This window comes from Janthinobacterium sp. AD80 (assembly GCF_002878455.1).
GTDB lineage: Bacteria > Pseudomonadota > Gammaproteobacteria > Burkholderiales > Burkholderiaceae_D > Janthinobacterium.
On record NZ_NRDQ01000010.1, the window covers coordinates 74,168 to 96,531 of the forward strand.

Below are 22,364 nucleotides of genomic sequence, written 5' to 3' on the forward strand. Positions count from 1 at the left end.
TCGTTAACGAGATACCTGCAGCGCCTGCAGCAGCTTGTCCGCCAGGGCCGGCGCCGATGCGGGATTCTGTCCCGTGATCAGTTCGCGGTCGACCACCACATTGCTGCTCCACGGCGCCTGGTTCTGCACATAGCGCGCGCCGGCCGCCTGCAAGCCCGACTGCGGATAGAACTTCATCGTTCCGCCCTGCAGCGCGCCTTGCGCCGCCGCCTCTTCCTCGTTGCTGATCACCGTCATCCGGTAGCCGCTGTAGATCCAGTCCGCCGGTGCGGGGGGCGTCTGGCCCGCCTGCAGCGCGGCCGTAAACGTGCCCGCCCGGGGCAGGGCCGACAGCAGCGCGATGGGGCCGTGGCACAGCAGCGCCGTCGGCTTGCCATCCGCGTGGAACTGGCGCAGCAGGGCGCCCAGGCTGGCATCCTTCAACAGATCCTGCATGGGCGCGTGGCCGCCCGGCACCAGCACGGCCGCGTAGTGGCCGTAACCGATCTGTTCCACCCGTTTCAGGCTGATTACGGGCGAGCGGCCCGGCAGCGTCAGCGCCAGCCGGTCCAGCAAGGCCTTGTGCGCCGCGTGGGCCGCCACGTCGCCGGCAAAATAATCGGCCGTATCCGAGCCGGCATCCAGCGTGGGCGCCTGGCCCAGCGGCGTGGCGAATGTCACCGTGTGGCCCGCGTCGAGCAGCTTTTTCACGGGCTGCATCAGTTCATTCAGGTAAAAGCCCGTCGGGAAGACCTTGCCGTCGCGCAACTCAAGGTGGCTGGCGTCCGACAGCACGACGAGGACCTCGGCCGCCTGGGCGGTGGAAAAGGCGGTGAACAACAGGCTGCTGATGAGTAATTTTTTCATGGTGTGGCCTTTCTGTAGAGAGGTCGCCAGCATATTCCGAATCAAATCGTGGAAAAATGATCAATAATGCACAGCACTGATGCGTAATACGACTGAATAAGGCAACACATGGATAAATTGCAGGCGATGCAGCTGTTTCGCCGCGTGGCCGAGCTGGGCAGCTTTCGCCGCGCGGCCGACGAACTGGACCTGTCGGCCTCGTATGTGAGCCGGCGCATCGGCCAGCTGGAGCAGGAGCTGGGCGGGCGCCTGATGACGCGCACCACGCGCCAGCTGGCACTGACGGAAACGGGCGCGGCCTACCTGGAACACTGCCGCAAGCTGCTCGACGAGCTGGCGCAGGCCGAAGACATGGTGGCGCACTCGACGGCGCACGTGACGGGCCGCCTGCGCATCAACGCGCCGCTGACCTTGGGCGTGGGCGAACTGGCCGAGGGCCTGGCCGATTTCATGGCCGACTGGCCGGCCTTGCGCCTGGACGTCGACCTGAAGGATGAATACGTGGACCTGGCGGCGGCCAACTACGACCTGGGCTTTCGCGTCACCACCGCGCTCACCGACTCGAGCTACGTGGCGCGCCACATCCACGACTACCGCCTGCACATCTGCTGCGCGCCGGCCTACCTGGAACGCCATGGCCCATTGCAGGAACCGACGGATCTGACGCGCCAGCGCTGCTTCATCTACAGCCACGCCCTGTTCGGTAGCCGCTGGCCCCTGCGCCACGCGGGGCCGCACAGCGACATCGAAGTGCCGAACTGGGTACGCACCAATAACACCCTGTTCATGCGCAGCCTGATCCTGCGCGGCCTGGGCATCGGCATCCTGCCCACCTTCGTCTGCCGCGAGGAACTGGCCAGCGGCGCGCTGGTCGAGCTGTTCCCCGAGGTGGAGCGTCCCGGCCTGGCGCTGTTCGCCATCTACCCGTCGCGCCAGCTGGTGGCGCCCCGCGTGACGCGCTGCATCGAACACCTGAAGCAGTGGTTTGCGCAGCGCTATCCCACGCCGGCGGCGTGAAGCCGGTAAAATCACGGCCACTCTCAATCAAGGATGCCCCATGATCAGCTGGCAATGGAACACGTTCGACGAACTCGGTCCCCACGATCTGTACCAGGTGCTGGCCTTGCGCCAGCGCGTGTTCGTGCTGGAACAGCAATGCCTGTACCCGGACCTCGACGGCCACGATCAGGCGGCCATGCACCTGCTGGGCTGGCAGACGATCGATGGCCAGCGCCGGCTGGCGGCCTACCTGCGCGTGCTGGCGCCGGGCGCCAAGTATGTGGAAATGTCGCTGGGCCGCGTGCTGACGGCGCCCGAGGCGCGCACCACGGGCGCCGGCAAGCTGCTTCTGACTGAAGGCATCGCGCGCGCCGTGCGCCAGCATCCGGGCCACGCCATCCGCATCGGCGCCCAGCAGTACCTGGAGCGCTTCTACCAGTCGTTCGGCTTCGTCACCGTCAGCGCGCCGTACGACGAAGACGGCATACAGCACGTCGACATGCTGCGCGCGGTGGCGCCGGGAGCCGCGGCATGACGACGGCCCTGATTTCCTGGAGCGGCGGCAAGGACTCCTGCCTGGCCCTGTGGCGCGCGCGCAACGCCGGCCTGGACGTCCCGCTGCTGATCACGGCCATGGATGAAGATGGCCGCAAGTCGCGCTCGCACGGCGTGCCGCCGGAACTGCTCGAGGCGCAGGCGGCCAGCCTGGGCGCGCGCCTGCGGCGCTATCACGCCAGCTGGGCCAGCTATGAAGAACAATTCATCGCCATGCTGCGCGCGGCGAAAGACGAGGGCATACACCACGCCATCTTTGGCGACATCGACCTGCAGCCGCACCGCGACTGGGAAGAAAAAGTCTGCGCGGTCGCCGGCCTGACGGCGCACCTGCCACTGTGGGGCGGCGACCGCCGCGCGCTGGTCGACGAGTTTCTTGCCGCCGGTTTCAAGGCCATTGTCGTGTGCATCAATGGCCAGCATCTGCCGCGTGCATTTTGCGGGCGCGAGTTCGACGCCGCCTTCCTGGCCGATCTGCCGCCCGGCGTCGACGCCTGCGGCGAAAACGGCGAATTCCACACCTTCGTGTATGACGGTCCCGCCTTCAGCGCCCCGGTGGCGCTGCGCCGCACGCAAGTGCTGCAATATGACGCGCCGGCCAACCTGGGCGGCGCTACCTACTACTTCCAGGAACTGGCGCCCGCCTGAACGGGACCCCAAAACAACAAGGGCGATTCCGTGGAATCGCCCTTGTCGGTACCTGCCATGCCCAGGCTTATTTGGCCTTCGTCACTTCCACCAGCGTGATGTCGAACACCAGGCCGGCGTAGGCTGGAATCACGGGCGGCTTGCCCGCCTTGCCATAACCGAGGTCATACGGAATGGACAGGCGGCGGGTAGCGCCGACCTGCATGCCGACCAGGCCACGCTCCCAGCCCAGGATCACGAGACCCTTGCCCAACGGAAACGGAAACGCGCCAGGCAGGCTCGTGTCGAACTGCGTGCCCTTGTTGTCCGGCTTGGTCGCGTCGTACAGCCAGCCCGTGTAGATCACCCGCAGGGTGTCGCCCGCTTCCGCTTTCGCGCCGGTGCCCGGCACCAGGTCAGGGAAAGTGAACTCTTTCACTTGCGTATTCGGGTCAAGCACGACCGGCTTTTCCGTGTTTGCGGCGGCGCCGCAGGCGGCCAGGGCCACGGCGCAAATGAGCGTGGCAATCTTTTGAAATACCGATTTCATGGTTTCCCTTTAAATATTGGAGTGTGACTGAGGCCCGTACGGTGCGGACCGGTACGGGCTGGAGTTTAACAGGACTCGCGTAGCCCATTTGTAAGCAGACGTAAGCACGATGGTGCTTGTGTGCCAATACAACATTGGCACAAGCACCACATTCTCTAGATTTCCACCTGCGTGCCCAGTTCGATGACCCGGTTGCTCGGGATCTGGTAGTAGTCGGCCGCCGTGCGCGCATTGCGCGACATGGTGACGAACAGGTGCTCGCGCCACGGCATCATGCCATGTCCCGGCGTGGAGATGATGGTCTGGCGGGCGATGAAGAACGACGTTTCCATCATCTCGAAGTCCAGCCCCTGCTGCGCGCACTGCGCCAGGGCGGCCGGAATGTCCGGTTCATCCTTGAAACCGTAGTGCACATTGACCTGGTAGCACTGGTGGCCCAGGTCCACCACGCGCACCTGCTCCGATGGCGCGACCCACGGCTCTTCATGCATGAAGACGGTGAGGAAAATGACGCGCTCGTGCAACACTTTGTTGTGCAGCAAGTTATGCAGCAGCGCATGCGGCACGCCGTCCGTTTCGCCGCGCAGGAAAATGGCCGTGCCAGGCACGCGCTGCGGCGGCGCGATGAACAGCGAGGCAAGGAAATCGTCGAGCGGGATCGCGTGCTTTTCCAGATTCTGGAACACCAGCTGGCGGCCCCGCTTCCAGGTCAGCATGACGATGAACAGAATCGAGCCCAGCAGCAGCGGGAACCAGCCGCCATGGAACAGTTTCAGGGCCGTCGCCGACACCAGGTTGACGTCGATAATCAGGAAGAAACCCGTGGCGGCCCAGCACAAGGCCAGATTCATCTTCCAGCGGTAGCGGATGACGAAGAAGGTCAGGATGGTGGTGCACAGCATGGTGGCAGTGACGGCGATGCCGTAGGCGGCGGCCAGGTTTTCCGAGGAGCCGAAGCCGACCACGGCCAGCAGTACCACGCACAGCTGCAGCCAGTTCACGGCGGGAATGTAGATCTGGCCGATTTCGCTTTCCGACGTGTGGCGCACGCGCATGCGCGGCAGGAAGCCCAGCGCGATGGCTTGCTTGGTCATCGAGAAAGTACCGGATATGGTTGCCTGCGAGGCAATCACGGTGGCCATGGTCGACAATATCACCAGTGGATAAACGCTCCAGGCGCCCAGCTGCTGGTAGAACGGATTCGAGACGGCTTCCGGATGCGCCAGCAGCAGGCCGCCCTGGCCCAGGTAGTTCAGCGCCAGCGCGGGGAAGGCGATCAGGAACCACGCCATGCGGATCGGCTTCTTGCCGAAGTGGCCCATGTCGGCGTACAGCGCCTCGGCGCCCGTCAGCGCCAGCACCACGGCGCCCAGCGCGACAAAGGCCACAAAACCGTTGTTCATCAGGAAGGTGGCCGCGTGGATCGGGTTCAGCGCGGCCAGGATCTGCGGCGACTTGATGATGTTGACCACACCCATGCCGGCCAGCGCGGCGAACCACAGCACCATGATGGGCGCAAAATAGCGGCCGATGCCGGCCGTGCCGTGCGACTGTACGGAATACAGGGCCACCAGCACCACCATCGTCAGCCACACCACATGCGGACTGAAGGCGGGCGTGGCCACTTCCAGGCCCTCGATGGCCGACAGCACGGAAATGGCCGGCGTGATCACGCTGTCGCCGTAGAACAGGGTGGCGCCGAAGACGCCGATCACCATCAGCGGGAAATGCCAGCGCGACAGGCGGCTGACGGACGACAGCACCAGCGCCATCAGGGCCATGATGCCGCCCTCGCCGCGGTTGTCGGCGCGCAGCACCAGGGTCACGTACTTGAGCGAGACGATCAGCGTCAGGCCCCAGAAGATCAGCGAGATGATGCCCAGCAGGTTGTCGTGCGACAGCGCCAGGCCGTGGGCCGGGTCAAAGACCGTCTTCAGGGTGTACAGCGGACTGGTGCCAATGTCGCCGTAGACGATGCCGACGGCGGCCAGGGTCATGCCGGCCAGGCCGCTTTTTTTGTGTTCCGACGTCAAGGTTGCACCCGTTTTTGTTTTGTTGCATCGCACAATATGATAGGTATTAGCAAATAGCAAGAGTATTTTTGCATGGTTCCGCAGCTGCCCCAAGGTCGTTGTTTTGTGCCGTTCCGCCATGTCGCGCGGGCTTGCGGCCGTTGATTTGTTGCCATTCTACGCCTCGCCAGCGGCGCCGGGCAGCCCCCTGTGTTTTCAGCGATAATGACAGACTGACCACTCTCCAGCGCCCCCATCATGAATCCAGGCATGTTGTACGCCTCCCTCGCCTTCCTGTGCTGGGGTCTGTTTCCACTCTACTTCCATGCCATTGATGAGGTCGCACCGCAGGAAATCCTTGCGCACCGCATGGTCTGGTCGCTGCTCTTCCTGGGTATCGTGCTGACCATCCGCCGCCAGTGGGGCTGGCTGGCCAGCCTGCGCGGCCAGCCGAAAGTGGTGGCCAGCTTCGTGGCCAGCGCGTTCTTGCTGTCGGCCAACTGGTTCATCTATATCTGGGCCGTCAACAACGGCCACGTGGTCGACGCCAGCCTCGGCTATTTCATTACGCCGCTGATCAATGTCATGCTGGGTTTTATGCTGTTGCACGAGCGCCTGCGCCGCCTGCAGTGGCTGGCCATCGGCCTGGCCGCCTGCGGCGTGGCCTGGCTCACCTGGCAGGCAGGACAGATTCCCTGGATCGCCCTGCTGCTGGCCGGCTCGTTTGGCGGCTATGGCCTGCTGCGCAAGACGGCCGCGCTGGGCGCGCTGGAAGGGTTGTCGTTTGAAACACTGATTCTGTTCCCCCTGGCGCTGGCCTATATGCTGTGGCTGGGCTGGCAGGGCCAGAGCGGCTTCGTCAATACGGATTCCACGGCCACGCGCGCCCTGCTGCTGGCGTCCGGCCCCATCACGGCCATTCCCCTGCTGCTGTTCGCCGCCGGCGCGCGGCGCCTGCCGCTGGCCGTGCTGGGCTTGCTGCAATACATCGCCCCCACAGGCCAGCTCCTGATCGGCGTGTGGGTCTTCCATGAATCATTCACGCAGGAACGCATGCTGGGCTTCCTCGTCATCTGGACGGCGCTGGGCCTGTATGCGGCCGAAGGCCTGTGGACGTCGCGCCGCGCGCGCAGCGCCAGCGCCGCCTAGCCGCCCATGGGGTCCGTTTCCGCAGCGCACAGCGCTGGCCGGAAACGGGCGTTTACCGTATCCTGTCCGTCTTTGTATATCACCCGAGATTTCTAATGGCAAATTACGTCTACACCATGAATCGCGTGGGCAAAATCGTCCCGCCCAAGCGCCAGATTCTGAAAGATATTTCCCTCTCCTTCTTCCCAGGCGCGAAGATCGGCGTGCTGGGCCTGAACGGTTCCGGTAAATCGACCCTGCTGAAAATCATGGCAGGCATCGACACCGACATCCAGGGCGAAGCCGTGCCGATGCCGGGCCTGAACATCGGCTACCTGCCGCAGGAACCGCAGCTCGATCCGGAAAAAACCGTGCGCCAGGAAGTCGAATCGGGCCTGGGCGAAGTGTTTGAGGCACAAGCCAAGCTGGAAGCCGTGTACGCCGCCTACGCCGAGGAAGACGCCGATTTCGACGCCCTGGCCACGGAACAGGCACGCCTGGAAGCGATCATTTCGACCTCCGACGGCGGCAATTTGAACTTGCAGCTGGAAATGGCCGCCGACGCGCTGCGCCTGCCGCCATGGGACGCCACCATCGGCGTGCTGTCCGGCGGTGAAAAGCGCCGCGTGGCGCTGTGCAAGCTGCTGCTGTCCAAGCCGGACATGCTGCTGCTCGACGAGCCGACCAACCATCTGGATGCGGAATCGGTCGACTGGCTGGAACAATTCCTGCTGCGCTTCCCCGGCACCGTGGTGGCCATCACCCATGACCGCTACTTCCTCGACAACGCGGCCGAGTGGATCCTGGAACTGGACCGCGGCCACGGCATTCCATGGAAGGGTAACTACTCGACCTGGCTGGAGCAGAAGCAAGCCCGCCTGAAGCAGGAAGAAGCGACGGAATCGGCGCGCCAGAAAGCGCTGCAGAAGGAACTGGAGTGGTCGCGCCAGAACCCGAAAGCGCGCCAGGCCAAGTCGAAAGCCCGCCTGGCCCGCTTCAACGAGCTGTCCGAGCACGAATACCAGAAGCGCAATGAAACGCAGGAGATCTTCATTCCCGTGGCCGAACGCCTGGGCAATGAAGTCATCGAGTTCAAGAACGTGTCGAAAGCGTTCGGCGACCGTTTGCTGATCGATAACCTGAGCTTCACCGTGCCGCCAGGCGCCATCGTCGGCATCATCGGCCCCAACGGCGCCGGTAAGTCGACCCTGTTCAAGATGATCACAGGCAAGGAAACCCCGGACAGCGGCGAAGTGGCCATCGGCCAGACGGCGCGCGTCTCCATCGTCGACCAGAACCGCGATAGCCTGGCTGACAACAAGTCCGTCTTTGAAGATGTGTCCGGCGGCGCCGACATGCTGACCGTGGGCCGTTTCGAGATGCCGTCGCGCGCCTACCTGGGCCGCTTCAACTTCAAGGGTTCCGACCAGCAGAAGCAAGTGGGCAACCTGTCCGGCGGTGAACGCGGCCGTCTGCACCTGGCGAAAACCCTCTTAATGGGCGGCAACGTCCTGCTGCTCGATGAACCGTCGAACGATCTGGACGTGGAAACCCTGCGCGCGCTGGAAGACGCCCTGCTGGAATTTGCCGGCAGCGTCATGGTCATTTCGCATGACCGCTGGTTCCTCGACCGTATCGCCACGCACATCCTGGCGTTCGAAGGCAACTCGCAAGTGACCTTCTTTGACGGCAACTATCAGGAATACGAAGCGGACAAGAAGAAACGCCTGGGCGAAGAAGGCGCGAAACCAAAACGTATTCGCTACAAGCCTTTGACGACGTAATGTACGTCTAAGAAGGCAAAAAGGCAGTCACCTCGCGGTGACTGCCTTTTTTTTCAGCATATTTCTAAACCATTAGAAATTGTAGCGTGCGCCCAAAGCCAGGCCCGTAGCCTTGTGGCCCTGGTCGGCGCTCTTGCCGAAGTGTTCCACTTCCGCCGTCAGCGAAACTTTCTCGTTGATCGCGTACTGGGCACCGACGGAAGCATACACGCCCGTCTTGTCATTGCCGCTGATGCCGGTCGACAGGCCCGTGCCGCTCAGACTATTCTTGACCTTGGCCACGCCCAGCTTGCCGAACACGCCGACCTTGTCGGTCACGGGCATGGTGGCCTTGCCCGCCAGGTAGTAGCCGTGCGAATCCGTTTTCACGCTGCCGTTGCCGGCGCCGGTGACGTAGCTGTAATCCTTGCTGCCGAAATCGGCGTAGCCGCCCTCGATGGCCCAGGTCTTGTCGAAGTCATAACCGGCAAACACCTTGCCGCCAGCCTTGTAGCCGCTGTGGTTATCGGCACTGGTGGCGCCAGGAATATCGAAGTTATAACGGTTGCCCGTGATGCCAGCACCCACGTAGGCGCCTTCGGCGTGCGCGGCGCTCATGCCGGAAAATGCGGTAACGGTAGCGATCATTGCAAACAGGATATTCTTCTTCATCATGTTCTCTCTCTCAAATTAGTTGACGTGCCTGGATTCGCAGTTCAGCGAAGTGCGATGACTACACAATAACAGCCGAAAAAAGCTACGTCTTTCTCCATTGCGTAAGAACTGTGACAAGATGTAAGTCGAGATTGCAAACTGACAATAACGGCAAATAGCGCACCGTTGAGCGAACTTAAGATAGACTTAAGCCCATTAGCGATTTTCAGTCAACAGGAGAGGTGCATGCATAAACGCCAGTTTCTCGCCGCCGCCATCGCTGGCGCGGCCCTGCCCGCCATCGCCCGGGCGGCGCCCGCCGGCCTGCGCGGTCCGGCCCTGCTGACCGTCACGGGCAGCATCGACAAGCCCAACCGCGGCCCGTTCGATGCCGTGCGCGACCAGATGATGCACAAGCAAAAGATCAGTTTTGAACGGGCGCGCGCATTCGACTTCGCGGCGTTGAGCAACTTGCCGGCGCGCACCATCCGCCCGACACTGGAATACGATGGCAAGGCGCACGCCTTGCGCGGACCGCTGCTGGTGGACGTATTGAAAGCGGCGGGCGCGCCCGAAGACGATGCCGTGCGCCTGCTGCTGCGCGCCGTCGATGGCTATGCGGCGGCGCTGAGCATGGCGCAGGCGCGCACGCAGCGCGTGATCGTCGCCACCCACCTTGACGGGCAAGCCATGGCGCTTGGCGGCCTGGGCCCCCTGTGGGCCATCCACGATGCGGACCGCATCCCGGCCCTGGCGGCGCTGCCCCTGGCCGAACGTTTCAGCCATTGCCCGTGGGCGCTGTATCACATCGGCGTAGAGGCGGGCTAAGGTGGGCTAAGGTGGACTAAGGTGGACTAAGGCAGCTTGCCACGCCAGGCAAAACCGTAGCGGGCTGCAGTGATGTGTGGCCGCGAAGCGCAGCCGTGCTTGAGCACGGGGCGCCGAGCCGGTGAGCATCACCGGCCGCACAGCGCGCGGCGCAGCAGGTTTTGACCGGCGTTTAAGCGTAGGCTTCCGCCATCGACATGACGCGCGGCGTGATAGTGATGCCGTGTTCCAGGAACAGGGCCGTGATGGCTTCCACGTTCTGCGTGCACTCGTCCGTCTTCCAGCCCTTGAAAATATCGGTGCCGTCTTTCTGGAAATGCACATCCAGCACCTTGCCTCCATCCTTGTGCAGGTAGGGCGAACTATAGGTGTTCTCGAAGCCGAGCGCCTTCAACTGGCTCAGCAAGGCGTGCGGCGGGTGATCCGGATCGGTGGCCAGGAACACGCCAAAAGTCTTGCCGGGTGGCTTGGCGGCGATGTCGACCTCATAAATGCCGGGGGCTTTGCTGACGGACGTACTTTTTAAAAATAACATGCAACACTCCTTGCGCGTGGCGCCCTGCGCCGGAAACAGGCAGCAAGACAGGGTGATGCGCGATGCTTCCCCTCGTCAAATCTTATTGCTTATTTGCATCTTTGTCGACAAATCGGCACTTTTATTTGGTAAGTCGTGGTTATCTTGTCGCGTTCGCCAGCATAAATTGCCAATAAGGCTAGATATCATTGCACCTATATCAGGCCTGCTGCATACTTTTGGCTTGCGTAAAGATGGCCGCCAGCCACCCTCCCCTCGTCTCCATGCGTCTTCTGTCGATCAAATACCGTCTGCTCATCCTCCTGACCCTGATCCTCGGGGCCGGCTTCATGGCGACCAGCCTGGCCAGCTACCTGGCCTCGCGCAAGGCCATCGAGCACGGCATCGCCGACCAGACCCTGCCTTTGACGGGCGACAATATTTATTCAGAAATCCAGAAAGACATGCTGCGCCCCGTCTTCATCTCCTCGCTGATGGCGCACGACACCTTCGTGCGCGACTGGATGCTCGCCGGCGAGCGCGATCCGGCGCAGATCGTGCGCTACCTGGCCGAGGTCAAGAAGAAATACGGCGCCATCACCAGCTTTCTCGTTTCCGACAAGAGCAGCAAATATTATTACGCGGAAGGCACCCTGAAGTCCGTCAGCCCGGAAGCCACGCGCGACATCTGGTACTACCGCGTGCGCGCCATGGAGAACAGCGACTATGAGACGAATGTCGACGTGGACATGGCCAACCGCGACAGCATGACCATCTTCATCAACCATCGCGTCTATGACTACCACGGCGGCTTCATCGGCGCCACCGGCATCGGCCTGACCCTGGCCACCATGAGCCACATCATCGACCGCTACCAGGCGCGCTTCCACCGCAATATCTATTTTGTCGATGGCGCCGGCACCCTGGTGTTGTCGGGCAAGAGCATGGGCAACGGGCACGGGAATATCCGCAAGCTGCCCGGCGTCAATACCATCGCCGGGCAGATCATCAACCAGCGGAGCGCACCCACGCACCTGTCCTACCAGCTGGGGCATGCGCAAATCCTCGTCAACTCGCGCTTCATTCCCGAACTGGGCTGGTACCTGGTGGTCGAGCAGAATGTCAGCGACGAAGTCAAGTCGCTGCAGGGCGTGTTCTTCCTCAACCTGGCCATCAGTTTTGGCGTGACCCTGCTGGTATTGCTGCTGACCTTGCTGACGGTGAACCGCTACCAGCGCCGCATCGAGCGCATCGCCTCGACGGACGCCCTGACCGGGCTGTTGAACCGCCAGTCGCTAGAATTGCTGTTCCAGCGCGCCATGCTGCAGTCGCGGCGCACGGCGCAGCCGATGTCGGCCATCCTGTTCGATATCGATTTCTTCAAGCGCGTCAACGACACCCACGGCCACCTGTGGGGCGACAAGGTGATCCGCAGCGTGGCCGGCGTGGCGCGCGCCACCGTGCGTGCAAGCGATGTCGTCACGCGCTGGGGCGGCGAGGAATACCTGGTGCTGCTGAACGACTGCAGCCTGGCGCAGGCGCTGGAAGTGGCGGAAAACCTGCGCGCCGCCGTCGAAGGACACGATTTCGGCATGCCTGCGCCGCAGGTGCCCGTGACGATCAGCCTGGGCGTGGCCGAATACCGGCTCGACGAAAGCGAATCGGCCTTCTTTTCACGCGCCGACAGCGCGCTGTACCAGGCCAAGCATCACGGCCGCAATCGCGTGCACGCCGCTTGACCTTGACAGTTCAGCGCCGCGCCTTGCGCCTGGCCAGGTCCTGCGTGGGCGCCACCAGGGCGCGGTACAACTCGCCCGTGGACGCATCCCATTGCTGCACCGCCTGCTGCTGGCGTTGCACGGTGGCCGAATCGCCGCGCGCGATGGGGCCGGACAGCGCCGGCGCCGCCCCCAGGCGGAACACGTTCGCCACCGCTTCCGTCACCAGCGGCTGGGCCAGCTCGCGCGCCACCGCTTCCGGGATGCCGGCCGCCTGATAGGCGCGCAAGGCCGCGTCGAGCACCGTCACCAGGTAATTGCTGGCGAAGACGGCGGCGGCGTGATACAGGGTCTTGGCGGCCGGATCGATCGGCACGGGGCGCGCGCCGATGGCGATCAAGGCTGGCGTGAGGAAGGCCAGCGCCAGCGGGTCGCCCTCGACGCCGCAAAAGGTGCCGTCAAAGGTGGCGGCCACCTGCTGTGGATCGGCAAAGCTGCGGATCGGGTGGGCGCTGGCCACCGAGGCGCCCGCCTGGGTGGCCGCCAGCAGCACGTTTGAGGCCAGCGCGCCGCTGCAGTGGAAGACGATGGCGCCCGCCTGGCGCCCTTCCGCCACCAGGGCCGCGCAGGCGGGGCCGATCTGGTCGTCGGACACGGCCAGCAGAGTGACGTCGGCGTGGCGCAAGGCTGCATAACTGTCGACAGGCGTGCCGGCGCCAATGAAGGCGACAGCCGCTTGCGCCGATGCCATCGAGCGTGTCAGCACATCCTGCACCAGGATTTTTCCACCCTGCGTGCCCTCGGCCTGCGCAAACAAACGGCCCAGCACGCGGCCCACGTGGCCGGCGCCGATGATGTTCAAGGTAACATTCATGGCAATAATCTAGAAACTCGATCCCGGCTGGCGCAGGAATTCCACCTCTTGCGGCGTGGAAACGCGGCCCAGGATGGCGTTACGGTGCGGGAAGCGGCCGAAGCGGGCAATGACTTCCTGGTGGCGCTGGGCGTAATCGAGCATGCTCTCGAAACCCGGATGCGCCTGCGACAGCAGCTGGAACAGTTCGACGGCGCGCGCCTGCATGGCCAGGTCTTCCGCATGCTCGAACGGCAGATAGACAAAGGCGCGCAGCATCGGCGGCAGCTGCTGGTCCAACCCTTGCTCGGTCAAGAATAGCGCCAGGGCCAGCGCCTGCGCATCGCCGGCAAACGCGCGCGGCGTGGCGCGGTGGACATTGCGGGTAAACTGGTCGAGCACGATGATGCGCGCCAGCGCGCCATGCGGCGTCGCTTCCCAGTCGCGCAAGCCGCCATCGATGGCGGCGTCGATCAGCGCGCCAAACCGCCCGGCGATGCGCGCGTCGAAACTGTCGTCCTTGCGGAACCATTCCGCGCGCGCCTGGCCGTAGCCTGGCTTATCCGCTGGCAAAAACCAGAAATCGAGTACTGCCTGCGCTTGTGCGTCCATGTGCATTCTTCCCGGTAGCGTGTCAATTGCGGGCATGCGACAGCTGGAAGCCAGCGATGCCGTCGAAAGCGGCCAGTTCGGCCGACATGGCCGACAGGCTGGCGCCCGTGTTCCTGCCATGCGCGATGGCGACAAAGCGCCACTCCTGCATGCCGTCCGTGCTGCCGATGGTCAGCGAGCCGCCGGCGATGTCGTAGCCGCGCTTGGCCGCCATGCGCCGCAGCGCATCCTCGCGCGGGATAAAGCCCTGCTTGAAGCGCATGGTGATGGCCACCGCGTGGCGCGAGGGCAGCAGGTTTTCCAATTTTGACAGGAAAATCATCGCCATCGCGCACAGGAAGGCCAGGCCCATGGCCGACAGATAAAAGCCGATGCCCACCATGATGCCGATCACGGACGAGGCCCAGATCGAGGCGGCCGTCGTCAGGCCGCTGATATTGAAGCCCTCGCGCATGATGACGCCGGCGCCGAGGAAGCCCACGCCCGTGACGATGCCCTGGATGACGCGCGTGGGGTCGCTGCCGACGATGGCACCATGGCCGCCGTACCAGAATTCCGGATAGCCACCCAGCACCGTCAGCGCGGCCGAGGCCATGCACACCAGGCTGTAGGTGCGCATGCCCGCCGCGCGCCCGTGGTAGGAGCGCTCATAGCCGACCAGTAGCCCCAGCAGCAGCGCACCGAGCATGTTCAGCAGGATCACGCCATTCGTCGCCAGTTCGGCCGGCGACCAGTACGCGCGCAGGAAGTCGATGGTCGGCATTTAGTCCTGGGACTTTTTGGTCAGCTGCTTTTCAAACGCCACATCGAGCTTGCTGACGCGGCGCGCCTTTTGCGGTCCCAGTCCGTTCACGAAGGCGACAAAGGCATCGAGTTCCAGCGGCGGACACAAAGGCGGCAAGCCGGGGCCTTCGGTGAGGAAGAACAGCTCGTCGCCCGTGCGCGCCATCGTGTACAGGCGGTGGCCGGTGCGTTCCTTCAGCCGCTCGATGGCGGAGGTGGCGCGGGTCGAGCGCATCAGATGGCTCCCGTGCGCTGTTCCAGCCACGCCAGCGCATCGCCCGACAACAGCGGCGCCAGGCGCGCACGCACCGTGGCGTGGTAGTCGTTCAGCCAGGCCGCCTCGTCGTCGCGCAGCAGCGAACGCTCGACGCAGCGCGTGTCGATCGGGCACAGGGTCAGGGTCTCAAAACGTAAAAACTCGCCGAACTGCGTCGTATCGGCCGCTACGTTCAGCACCAGGTTCTCGATGCGGATGCCCCACTGGCCGGGACGGTAGATACCCGGCTCGACGGAAGTGATCATGCCCGGCTCCATGGCCGTCTGCGGCTCCGGCATGGCCGATTGCGAAATCGACTGCGGCCCTTCGTGCACGTTCAGGAAGAAGCCCACGCCATGGCCCGTGCCATGGCCAAAATCGATGCCTTCTGCCCACAGCGGCGCGCGGGCGATGGAATCGAGCATGGGCGACTTCACGCCGCGCGGGAACTGCGCGCGCGACAGCGCGATCATGCTGCGCAAGACCAGGGTGAAATCGCGCCTGTGTTCGGCCGTGATACTGCCGACGGGCACCACGCGCGTGATGTCCGTGGTGCCGCCCAGGTACTGGCCGCCCGAATCGATCAGCAGCAGGCCGTCGCCTTCGATCGTCGCCTCGCTACCGGCATGCGCGTGGTAATGCATGATGGCGCCGTGCGCATTGAAGCCGGCGATGGTGCCGAAACTGGGGCTGACAAAGCCGGCACGGCGGGCGCGCGCGGCCGTCAGGTGTTCGTCGACGCCGATTTCCGTCAACGGCGCGCGCTGCGGATCGGCAAGGGTGCGATCTAACCAGCTGAAAAATTCGCACAGGGCGGCGCCATCCTGCTCCATGGCCGCGCGCACGTGCGCCGCTTCGCTGTCCGTCTTGCGCGACTTGGCAAACGTGGTGGGGTTGATCGCTTCCACCACGCGCACGCCGTCGGCCACGGCCTGGCGCGTGCCGAAGGTGATGCGGCGCGGGTCGAGCAGCAAGGTAGCATCGGCCGGCAAGGCGGCCAGCGCGGCGGCCGTGCGGTCATATGCGGCCACGTCCACGCCTTCGCTCTCCAGGGTGGCGCGCAGGGCGGCGGCTATCTTGCCGTCGGCGACAAACAGGGTGGCGCGCTCGGGGCCCACCAGCGCATGGGCCAGGAAGACGGGGTTGTAGCTGACGTCGGCGCCGCGCAGGTTGAACAGGTAGGCGATATCGTCGAGCGTGGAAATCACATGGTGGCTGGCGCCGTGCGCCGCCATGCTGGCGCGCAGGGCCGCCAGTTTCTGCGTGCGCGACAGGGCCGGATATGCGGCCACGTGCTCGTATACGGGTGCGGCCGGCATGGCCGGGCGTTCGGGCCACACGCCGTGCAGCACATCGGTATCCGTGCGCAGGGTCACTTGCGCGCCCAGCGCCTGCCGCAGCAAACGCGCATTGGCCAGGCCCAGCACGGCGCCGTCGACGGCCACCGTCTGCCACGGCTGCATGGTTTCGCCCAGCCAGTCGATATACAGCACGCTGGCGCCGGACGGGATTTTCTTCAGGACGATGCCGCTGCCGGCCAGTTCCGTTTCTGCCTGCTCCCAGTAGCGGCCATCGGTCCACACGCCGGCAACATCCTGCGTGACGACCAGGGTGCCGACGGAGCCCGTAAAACCCGACAGCCATTCGCGGCCCTGCCAGCGCGCTGGCAGGTATTCGGACAAATGCGGATCGGCCGAGGGCACGATCAGGGCATCGATTCCCTGCGCGCGCATGGCGGCGCGCAGTTCGGTCAAACGGGAGGCGGGGGTACTCTGGACGGATGTCTGCATGGCGGCGAAAAGGTGCGGTGCTGGGAAGCGCCTATGATACCGCGATTAGCCGGGCGCTTGCAGGGCGTTGCGGCGGCGCGGCTTCATTCGGCTTCATTCGGCATCGTCGGCCTCGTAGCGGCGCAAGCCGTCCAGGTCCAGCACGCGGATGCCGCCGTAATCGAGGCGCAACAAACCCTTTTTTTCCAGCACCTGCAAGGCCTGGTTGGCGCGCTGGCGCGAAGAACCGGACAGCAGGCCGATTTCCTCCTGCGACAGCTGCACCAGGGTTTCCACGCCCGGATACAGATGCGAGTTGAACATCGACGCCAGGCAGCGGGCCACGCGCGTGTTCAGATCCAGCAGGCGCTCGTTTTCCACCATGCCGATGAACTGGCCCAGGCGCTCGTTGAGCTGCATCAGCAGGAAGCGCGTAAACGGCAGGCTTGTTTCCAGCAGCCAGTGGAAGGTGGCGCCGGGCAGGCGCGCCACGCGCGTGTCGCGCAGGGCCATGGTGTCGTATTTGCGGATTTCATTCTTCAGCAATGAGCCTTCGCCGAACCAGCTGCCAGGCGGCACGCCGATGAAGGTCATGGCCTTGCCGGAGGCGGAAAAATTATTCATCTTGACCATGCCGCTGATGACGCCGATCCAGTTGTCCACCGGCTCGCCCTTGCGGCAGACAAAGCCGCCTTTCGGCACGAACGTTTCAAACACATCCGCCTCGACCCGCGCCAGTTGGGCGGGGTCGAGCAGCTGTGCCCAGTGGGCCGCGCGCACGGCATCCTTGAGGCTGATATCAGGGTTGGTCATTGTGCGATGCACCATCGAAAAGTGGGTAAATGTCCCCGAAAAGACAACTCGGCAAACTAACGCAAGCTACTATCATTGCACAAACGCCTTACACATAAAAAACACAGAGCGCCATCCAACGAGGTGGGGCCTGAGACAAGCAACAGGGAGACACTGGTGCAAACGAATACCACAGCAGCAATGCCGACTTTTCCGCGGCGCTTATTGCAACACGGGACAGTACGATCCGACAAGCCCGCCTTTCGCGAAAAATACCTGGGCATCTGGCAAACCTGGACCTGGTCCGAGGTGAATGACGAAGTACGCGCGCTGGCCTGCGGCCTGGCCGCCATCGGTTTCCAGCGCGGCATGAATTTGGCCATCATTGGCGACAACCGCCCGCGCCTGTACTGGGCCATGCTGGCCGCGCAAAGCCTGGGCGGCGTGCCCGTGCCCCTGTACCAGGACGCGCCAGCCGCCGATATGGCGTATGTGCTGCAGGATGCGCACATCCAGTACGCCATCGTCGAAGACCAGGAGCAGGTCGACAAGCTGCTCGAACTCAAAGCTCTGTATCCGCACGTGGCCCACATCGCCTATGACGATGAACGCGGCATGCGCCACTACCGCCAGCCGGAACTGATGTCGTTTGCCGCCCTGCAGACGCTGGGGAGGGCCTATGACCGCGAACATCCGGGCTTTTTCGACGCCGCCGTGGCGGCGGGTGCCGGCAGCGATTCGGCCGTGATCCTCTACACCTCGGGCACCACGGGCAAACCGAAGGGCGTGTGCCAGAGCCACACGGCGCTGCTGGCCGCGGGCGAAGGCTGCGTCGCCTTCGACAAGCTCACCGACAATGAAGACATCCTGTCCTACCTGCCGATGGCGTGGGTGGGCGACTGCCTGTTCTCGCTGGCGCAGGCCATGGTGGCGGGCTTCACCGTCAACTGCCCCGAATCGGGCGACACGGTGATGATCGACATGCGCGAGATCGGCCCCACCTGCTATTTTGCGCCGCCGCGCGTGTTCGAGAACATGCTCACCAGCGTGATGATACGCATGGAAGACGCCAGCCGCATCAAGCGCCGCATGTTCAGCCATTTCATGGACGTGGCCAAGCGCTGCGGCGCGCAGATCCTCGATGGCAAGCCCGTCCCGCTGGCGGACCGCCTCAGCTACCAGCTGGGCAACCTGCTCGTCTACGGCCCGTTGAAAAATGTGCTGGGACTGTCGCGCGTGCGCGTCGCTTATACGGCCGGTGCCGCCATCGGCCCGGACCTGTTCCGCTTCTACCGCTCCATCGGCGTCAACCTCAAGCAGCTGTACGGTTCCACCGAAACCTGCGCCTATGTGTGCCTGCAGCCCGATGGCAACATCAAGTTCGACAGCGTCGGCTTGCCCGCACCCGGCGTGGAAGTCAAACTGGCGGCGAATGGCGAAGTGCTGGTGAAGTCGCCCGCCACCATGAGCGGCTACTTCCAGCGCCCTGAGGCCACGGCCGAAGTGATCGACGATCACGGCTACTTCCATACGGGCGACGCGGGCGTGTTCGACAGCGAAGGACATCTGAAAATCATCGACCGCGCGGCCGACGTCGGCAAGATGAATTGCGGCGCCATGTTCGCCCCCAACTACATCGAAAACAAGCTCAAGTTCTTCCCCTTCATCAAGGAGGTGGTGGCCTTCGGCCATGCACGCGACCAGGTCTGCGCCTTCATCAATATCGACATCGAAGCCGTGGGCAACTGGTCCGAACGGCGCGGCATCGCCTATTCCGGCTACACGGACCTGGCGGCACGCGCCGAAACCTATGGCCTGATCCGCGACTGCATCGAGCAGGTCAACGCGGAACTGGCCGCCGATCCGCTGATGGACCGCACGCAGGTGCACCGCTTCCTGGTGCTGCACAAGGAGCTCGATCCCGATGACGATGAACTGACCCGCACGCGCAAGGTGCGGCGCAAATTCATCGCCGAAAAATACGCGGTGCTCATTTCCGCCCTGTACGACGGCAAGACAACGCAGTACATCGAGACCCAGGTGAAATTCGAGGACGGCCGCACCGGTTCAACCAGCGCCGACCTGCAGATCTGGGACAGCAAAACGTACCGGCCCCAGGGCCTGGCCGCATGATGGAGCACAGCACGATGCTAATGAACGAACCCGACGCCCATTTCGGCACGGCCCGCAAGGCCGGCCCCGTGATTCTCGACCTGAAGAATATCTCGCTGTCGTTCGGCGGCGTAAAGGCGCTGACCGACATTTCCTTCGACGTGAGGCAGCATGAAATCCGCGCCATCATCGGCCCGAACGGCGCCGGCAAAAGCTCGATGCTCAATGTGATCAACGGCGTGTACCGCCCGCAGCAGGGCGAGATCATCTACCGCGGCGAACACCGGCGCGGCATGGACTGCTATGCGGCCGCCAAGTCGGGCATCGCGCGCACCTTCCAGAACATCGCCCTGTTCAAGGGCATGACGGTGCTGGACAACATCATGACAGGGCGTAACCTCAAGATGAAGTCGAATTTCCTGCTGCAGGCCCTGTACTGGGGGCCGGCGCGGCGCGAGGAAATCGAGCACCGCAAGAAGGCCGAGGAGATCATCGACTTCCTGGAAATCCAGGCCATCCGCAAGACGCCCGTGGGGCGTTTGCCCTACGGCTTGCAAAAGCGGGTGGAACTGGGCCGCGCGCTGGTGGCCGAGCCGGAAATTTTGCTGCTCGATGAACCGATGGCCGGCATGAACGTGGAAGAAAAACAGGACATGTGCCGCTTCATCCTCGACGTCAACGACCAGCTGGGCACGACCATCGTGCTGATCGAACACGACATGGGCGTGGTGATGGATATCTCGGACCGCGTGGTGGTGCTCGACTACGGCAAGAAGATCGGCGACGGCACGCCCGACGAGGTGCGCAGCAACCAGGATGTCATCAACGCGTACTTGGGTGGTGTAGCCGGGAATTCAGGCAGCACGCTGCCTGCCGGCGAAACGACCTGCCCGTAATCGGGCATGGCTACGCATAACCCATTGGACAACTCATGAATATCAATTTTTTCTTTGAAGTGCTGATCGGCGGCCTGCTGTCGGGCGTCATGTACGCGCTGGTGGCCATCGGTTTTGTGCTGATCTACAAGGCGTCGGGCGTGTTCAATTTCGCGCAAGGGGCGATGGTGTTCTTCGCCGCGCTCACCTGCGTGGGTTTCATGGACAAGTTCGGCCTGTCACTGTGGCTGGCCATTCCGCTGACGATGGTGACCATGATCGTGCTGGGCATGGCGATTGAAAAAGTGGTCTTGCGCCCGCTCGTCAACCAGCCCGAGATCACCCTCTTCATGGCCACCATCGGCCTGACCTTCTTCATCGAAGGCCTGGCCCAGCTGATGTGGGGCTCGCAGGTGCACAAGCTGGACCTGCCCATCGAAGACGTGCCGATGCCCTTCCTGATGGACCATTTCAATATCATCGTCTCGCAGTTCGACGTGGTGGCGGCAGGCATCTGCGCGCTGCTGGTGATTTGCCTGGCCCTGCTGTTCTCGAAGACCAAGGTGGGCCGCGCCCTGCGCGCCGTCGCCGACGACCACCAGGCGGCGCTGGCCGTGGGCATACCGCTGCAGCGCATCTGGGCCGTCGTGTGGGGCGTGGCGGGCCTGGTGGCCCTGGTGGCCGGCTTGCTGTGGGGCGCCCGCAACGGCGTGCAGTTCGCCCTCACCTTCGTTGCCTTGAAGGCCTTGCCCGTGCTGATCCTCGGCGGCTTTACCTCGGTGCCGGGCGCCATCGTCGGCGGCCTGATCATCGGCGCCTCGGAAAAACTGGCGGAAGTCTACATCGGCCCCATGGTCGGCGGCGGCATCGAAGGCTGGTTCCCGTATGTGCTGGCCCTGCTGTTCCTGCTGGTGCGCCCGGAAGGCCTGTTCGGCGAAAAGATCATCCGGCGAATATAACGCCACCGTCACAGCATCGTAGGTCGGGTTAGCGCATGGCGCGTAACCCGACAACAGCCAACACAGCGAGCAAAGGACCATCCCATGATTTACCGTGAAGCAGGACAATTCAAGACCAGCTACCAGGCCGACAACCAGATCTTCCCGATCCGGCAAGACCGCCTGGCCTTGACGGCGACCCTGATCGCCGCCGTGTTCATCCTGCCGTATTTCGCCTCGCCGTACATGCTCTCGGCGATCCTGATCCCGTTCCTGATCTTCGCCCTGGCGGCACTGGGCCTGAACATCCTGACGGGCTACGCGGGCCAGCTGTCGCTGGGTACGGCCGCCTTCATGGCCGTGGGCGCGTTTGCCTCGTATAACTTCATGGCGCGCCTGCCAGGTTTGCCGCTGCTGGTGTCCTTCATCCTCGGCGGCCTGTGCGCGGCCATGGTGGGCATCGCCTTCGGCCTGCCCTCCTTGCGCATCCGCGGCTTTTACCTGGCCGCCTCCACCCTGGCGACGCAGTTCTTTGTTGTCTGGTGCCTGACCAAGATCCCGTATCTCACCAACTACAGCTCCTCGGGCGTGATCACGGTGCAGAAGATGAGCATCCTCGGCTACCAGTTCGATACGCCGCAAAGCAAATACCTGCTGGTGCTGGCCATCGTCGCCGGCATGGCCCTGCTGGCCAAGAACATGATCCGCTCGAACGTGGGCCGCTCGTGGATGGCCGTGCGCGACATGGACATGGCGGCCGAAGTGATCGGTTTCCGGCTGATGCGCACCAAGCTGCTGGCCTTTGCCGTCAGCTCGTTCTACTGCGGCGTTGCCGGCGCACTGTATGCCTACGCCTACCTGGGCACGGTGGAACCGGAAGCGTACAACCTGGACCTGTCCTTCCGCATCCTGTTCATGATCATCATCGGCGGCGTCGGCTCAATTCTCGGGTCCTTCCTCGGCGCGGCCTTCATCGTGCTGCTGCCCGTCTTCCTGAACACCATCGCGCACGGCCTGGCATTGCCCACCAGCGTGGCCTCGAACCTGGAACTGATGGTGTTCGGCGCGCTGATCATTTTCTTCCTGATCGTCGAGCCGCACGGCCTGGCCAGGCTGTGGCAGATCGCGAAAGAAAAGTTGCGACTCTGGCCCTTCCCCCATTAAGTTTTTGCAGTCGATG

General features: G+C 63.7%; 22 protein-coding genes. 11 read left to right on the plus strand and 11 right to left on the minus strand.

The features are described 5' to 3' along the window. Positions 1-3 precede the first annotated feature (3 nt). Positions 4-846 carry a type 1 glutamine amidotransferase domain-containing protein gene (locus JaAD80_RS02650; protein ID WP_102292751.1) on the minus strand — a complete coding sequence of 281 codons (843 nt, stop codon included), beginning with the start codon at positions 844-846 and terminating at the stop codon, positions 4-6. Between the two features lie 108 nt (positions 847-954). On the opposite strand from JaAD80_RS02650, the gene JaAD80_RS02655 reads away from it, so the two are divergent. From JaAD80_RS02655 to JaAD80_RS02665, 3 genes are read left to right on the plus strand one after another with little or no spacing between them, the layout of a single operon-like run. Beyond that, the gene (locus tag JaAD80_RS02655) at positions 955-1,863 is read left to right on the plus strand and encodes a LysR family transcriptional regulator (protein WP_102292752.1); all 909 of its coding nucleotides are present in this window, start codon (positions 955-957) and stop codon (positions 1,861-1,863) included. A gap of 40 nt (positions 1,864-1,903) precedes the next feature. Then, positions 1,904-2,380 carry a GNAT family N-acetyltransferase gene (locus JaAD80_RS02660; RefSeq protein WP_102292753.1) on the plus strand — a complete coding sequence of 159 codons (477 nt, stop codon included), beginning with the start codon at positions 1,904-1,906 and terminating at the stop codon, positions 2,378-2,380. Beyond that, entirely contained in the window at positions 2,377-3,048 is a 672-nt protein-coding gene (locus tag JaAD80_RS02665) for a diphthine--ammonia ligase (RefSeq protein WP_102292754.1), read from the plus strand. The genes JaAD80_RS02660 and JaAD80_RS02665 overlap by 4 nt, the downstream gene beginning before the upstream one ends. A gap of 67 nt (positions 3,049-3,115) precedes the next feature. On the opposite strand, the gene JaAD80_RS02670 is transcribed toward JaAD80_RS02665, so the two are convergent. Together JaAD80_RS02670 and JaAD80_RS02675 are read right to left on the minus strand one after the other, a co-directional pair. Next, positions 3,116-3,577, minus strand: a complete 462-nt coding sequence (locus tag JaAD80_RS02670) for an FKBP-type peptidyl-prolyl cis-trans isomerase (protein WP_102292755.1) — start codon at positions 3,575-3,577, stop codon at positions 3,116-3,118. A 155-nt stretch (positions 3,578-3,732) separates the two neighbouring features. Beyond that, positions 3,733-5,610, minus strand: a complete 1,878-nt coding sequence (locus tag JaAD80_RS02675) for a potassium transporter Kup (RefSeq protein ID WP_102292756.1) — start codon at positions 5,608-5,610, stop codon at positions 3,733-3,735. Positions 5,611-5,847: 237 nt separating this feature from the next. Here JaAD80_RS02675 and rarD point away from each other — a divergent pair, with 237 nt between their 5' ends. Further along, positions 5,848-6,738, plus strand: a complete 891-nt coding sequence (gene rarD / locus JaAD80_RS02680; RefSeq protein ID WP_102292757.1) for an EamA family transporter RarD — start codon at positions 5,848-5,850, stop codon at positions 6,736-6,738. Between the two features lie 95 nt (positions 6,739-6,833). After that, positions 6,834-8,501, plus strand: coding sequence for an energy-dependent translational throttle protein EttA (ettA, locus tag JaAD80_RS02685; RefSeq protein ID WP_102292758.1), 1,668 nt, complete (start codon positions 6,834-6,836; stop codon positions 8,499-8,501). A 72-nt stretch (positions 8,502-8,573) separates the two neighbouring features. On the opposite strand, the gene JaAD80_RS02690 is transcribed toward ettA, so the two are convergent. Then, complete coding sequence (locus JaAD80_RS02690; protein WP_258002779.1) at positions 8,574-9,152, minus strand: porin family protein; 579 nt, start codon at positions 9,150-9,152, stop codon at positions 8,574-8,576. Positions 9,153-9,380: 228 nt separating this feature from the next. Between JaAD80_RS02690 and JaAD80_RS02695 the strand changes: the two genes are divergently transcribed. Further along, on the plus strand, positions 9,381-9,962 hold the full coding sequence (locus tag JaAD80_RS02695; RefSeq protein WP_102292760.1) for a molybdopterin-dependent oxidoreductase: 582 nt from the start codon (positions 9,381-9,383) through the stop codon (positions 9,960-9,962). A 172-nt stretch (positions 9,963-10,134) separates the two neighbouring features. Here JaAD80_RS02695 and JaAD80_RS02700 read toward each other — a convergent pair whose 3' ends face one another. Next, complete coding sequence (locus tag JaAD80_RS02700) at positions 10,135-10,497, minus strand: hypothetical protein (protein WP_102292761.1); 363 nt, start codon at positions 10,495-10,497, stop codon at positions 10,135-10,137. Positions 10,498-10,760: 263 nt separating this feature from the next. On the opposite strand from JaAD80_RS02700, the gene JaAD80_RS02705 reads away from it, so the two are divergent. After that, positions 10,761-12,215, plus strand: a complete 1,455-nt coding sequence (locus tag JaAD80_RS02705; protein ID WP_102292762.1) for a sensor domain-containing diguanylate cyclase — start codon at positions 10,761-10,763, stop codon at positions 12,213-12,215. Between the two features lie 10 nt (positions 12,216-12,225). On the opposite strand, the gene JaAD80_RS02710 is transcribed toward JaAD80_RS02705, so the two are convergent. The 6 genes from JaAD80_RS02710 to JaAD80_RS02735 all read right to left on the minus strand — a co-directional run bounded on the left by JaAD80_RS02710 (position 12,226) and on the right by JaAD80_RS02735 (position 17,280). Then, positions 12,226-13,068 carry a Rossmann-like and DUF2520 domain-containing protein gene (locus JaAD80_RS02710; protein WP_102292763.1) on the minus strand — a complete coding sequence of 281 codons (843 nt, stop codon included), beginning with the start codon at positions 13,066-13,068 and terminating at the stop codon, positions 12,226-12,228. A gap of 9 nt (positions 13,069-13,077) precedes the next feature. Next, a complete protein-coding gene (locus JaAD80_RS02715; protein ID WP_102292764.1) occupies positions 13,078-13,665 on the minus strand; it encodes a DUF924 family protein in 588 nt (195 codons plus the stop codon). A 16-nt stretch (positions 13,666-13,681) separates the two neighbouring features. Next, positions 13,682-14,422: an MgtC/SapB family protein gene (locus JaAD80_RS02720; protein WP_102292765.1), complete on the minus strand. Its 741-nt coding sequence runs from the start codon at positions 14,420-14,422 to the stop codon at positions 13,682-13,684. After that, positions 14,423-14,677 carry a hypothetical protein gene (locus JaAD80_RS02725; protein ID WP_102292766.1) on the minus strand — a complete coding sequence of 85 codons (255 nt, stop codon included), beginning with the start codon at positions 14,675-14,677 and terminating at the stop codon, positions 14,423-14,425. Beyond that, on the minus strand, positions 14,677-16,488 hold the full coding sequence (locus JaAD80_RS02730; protein ID WP_102292767.1) for an aminopeptidase P family protein: 1,812 nt from the start codon (positions 16,486-16,488) through the stop codon (positions 14,677-14,679). The genes JaAD80_RS02725 and JaAD80_RS02730 overlap by 1 nt, the downstream gene beginning before the upstream one ends. Before the next feature lie 93 nt (positions 16,489-16,581). Further along, positions 16,582-17,280 (minus strand): Crp/Fnr family transcriptional regulator, encoded by a 699-nt coding sequence (locus tag JaAD80_RS02735; protein ID WP_102292768.1) that lies wholly within the window; start codon positions 17,278-17,280, stop codon positions 16,582-16,584. A 180-nt stretch (positions 17,281-17,460) separates the two neighbouring features. Here JaAD80_RS02735 and JaAD80_RS02740 point away from each other — a divergent pair, with 180 nt between their 5' ends. From JaAD80_RS02740 to JaAD80_RS02755, 4 genes are all read left to right on the plus strand, one after another. Further along, entirely contained in the window at positions 17,461-19,392 is a 1,932-nt protein-coding gene (locus JaAD80_RS02740; protein WP_102292769.1) for an AMP-binding protein, read from the plus strand. A 14-nt stretch (positions 19,393-19,406) separates the two neighbouring features. Next, entirely contained in the window at positions 19,407-20,267 is an 861-nt protein-coding gene (locus JaAD80_RS02745) for an ABC transporter ATP-binding protein (RefSeq protein ID WP_258002780.1), read from the plus strand. A 41-nt stretch (positions 20,268-20,308) separates the two neighbouring features. Then, positions 20,309-21,205 carry a branched-chain amino acid ABC transporter permease gene (locus tag JaAD80_RS02750; protein WP_180979265.1) on the plus strand — a complete coding sequence of 299 codons (897 nt, stop codon included), beginning with the start codon at positions 20,309-20,311 and terminating at the stop codon, positions 21,203-21,205. A gap of 84 nt (positions 21,206-21,289) precedes the next feature. Next, positions 21,290-22,348: a branched-chain amino acid ABC transporter permease gene (locus JaAD80_RS02755; protein ID WP_102292772.1), complete on the plus strand. Its 1,059-nt coding sequence runs from the start codon at positions 21,290-21,292 to the stop codon at positions 22,346-22,348. Positions 22,349-22,364 lie beyond the last annotated feature (16 nt).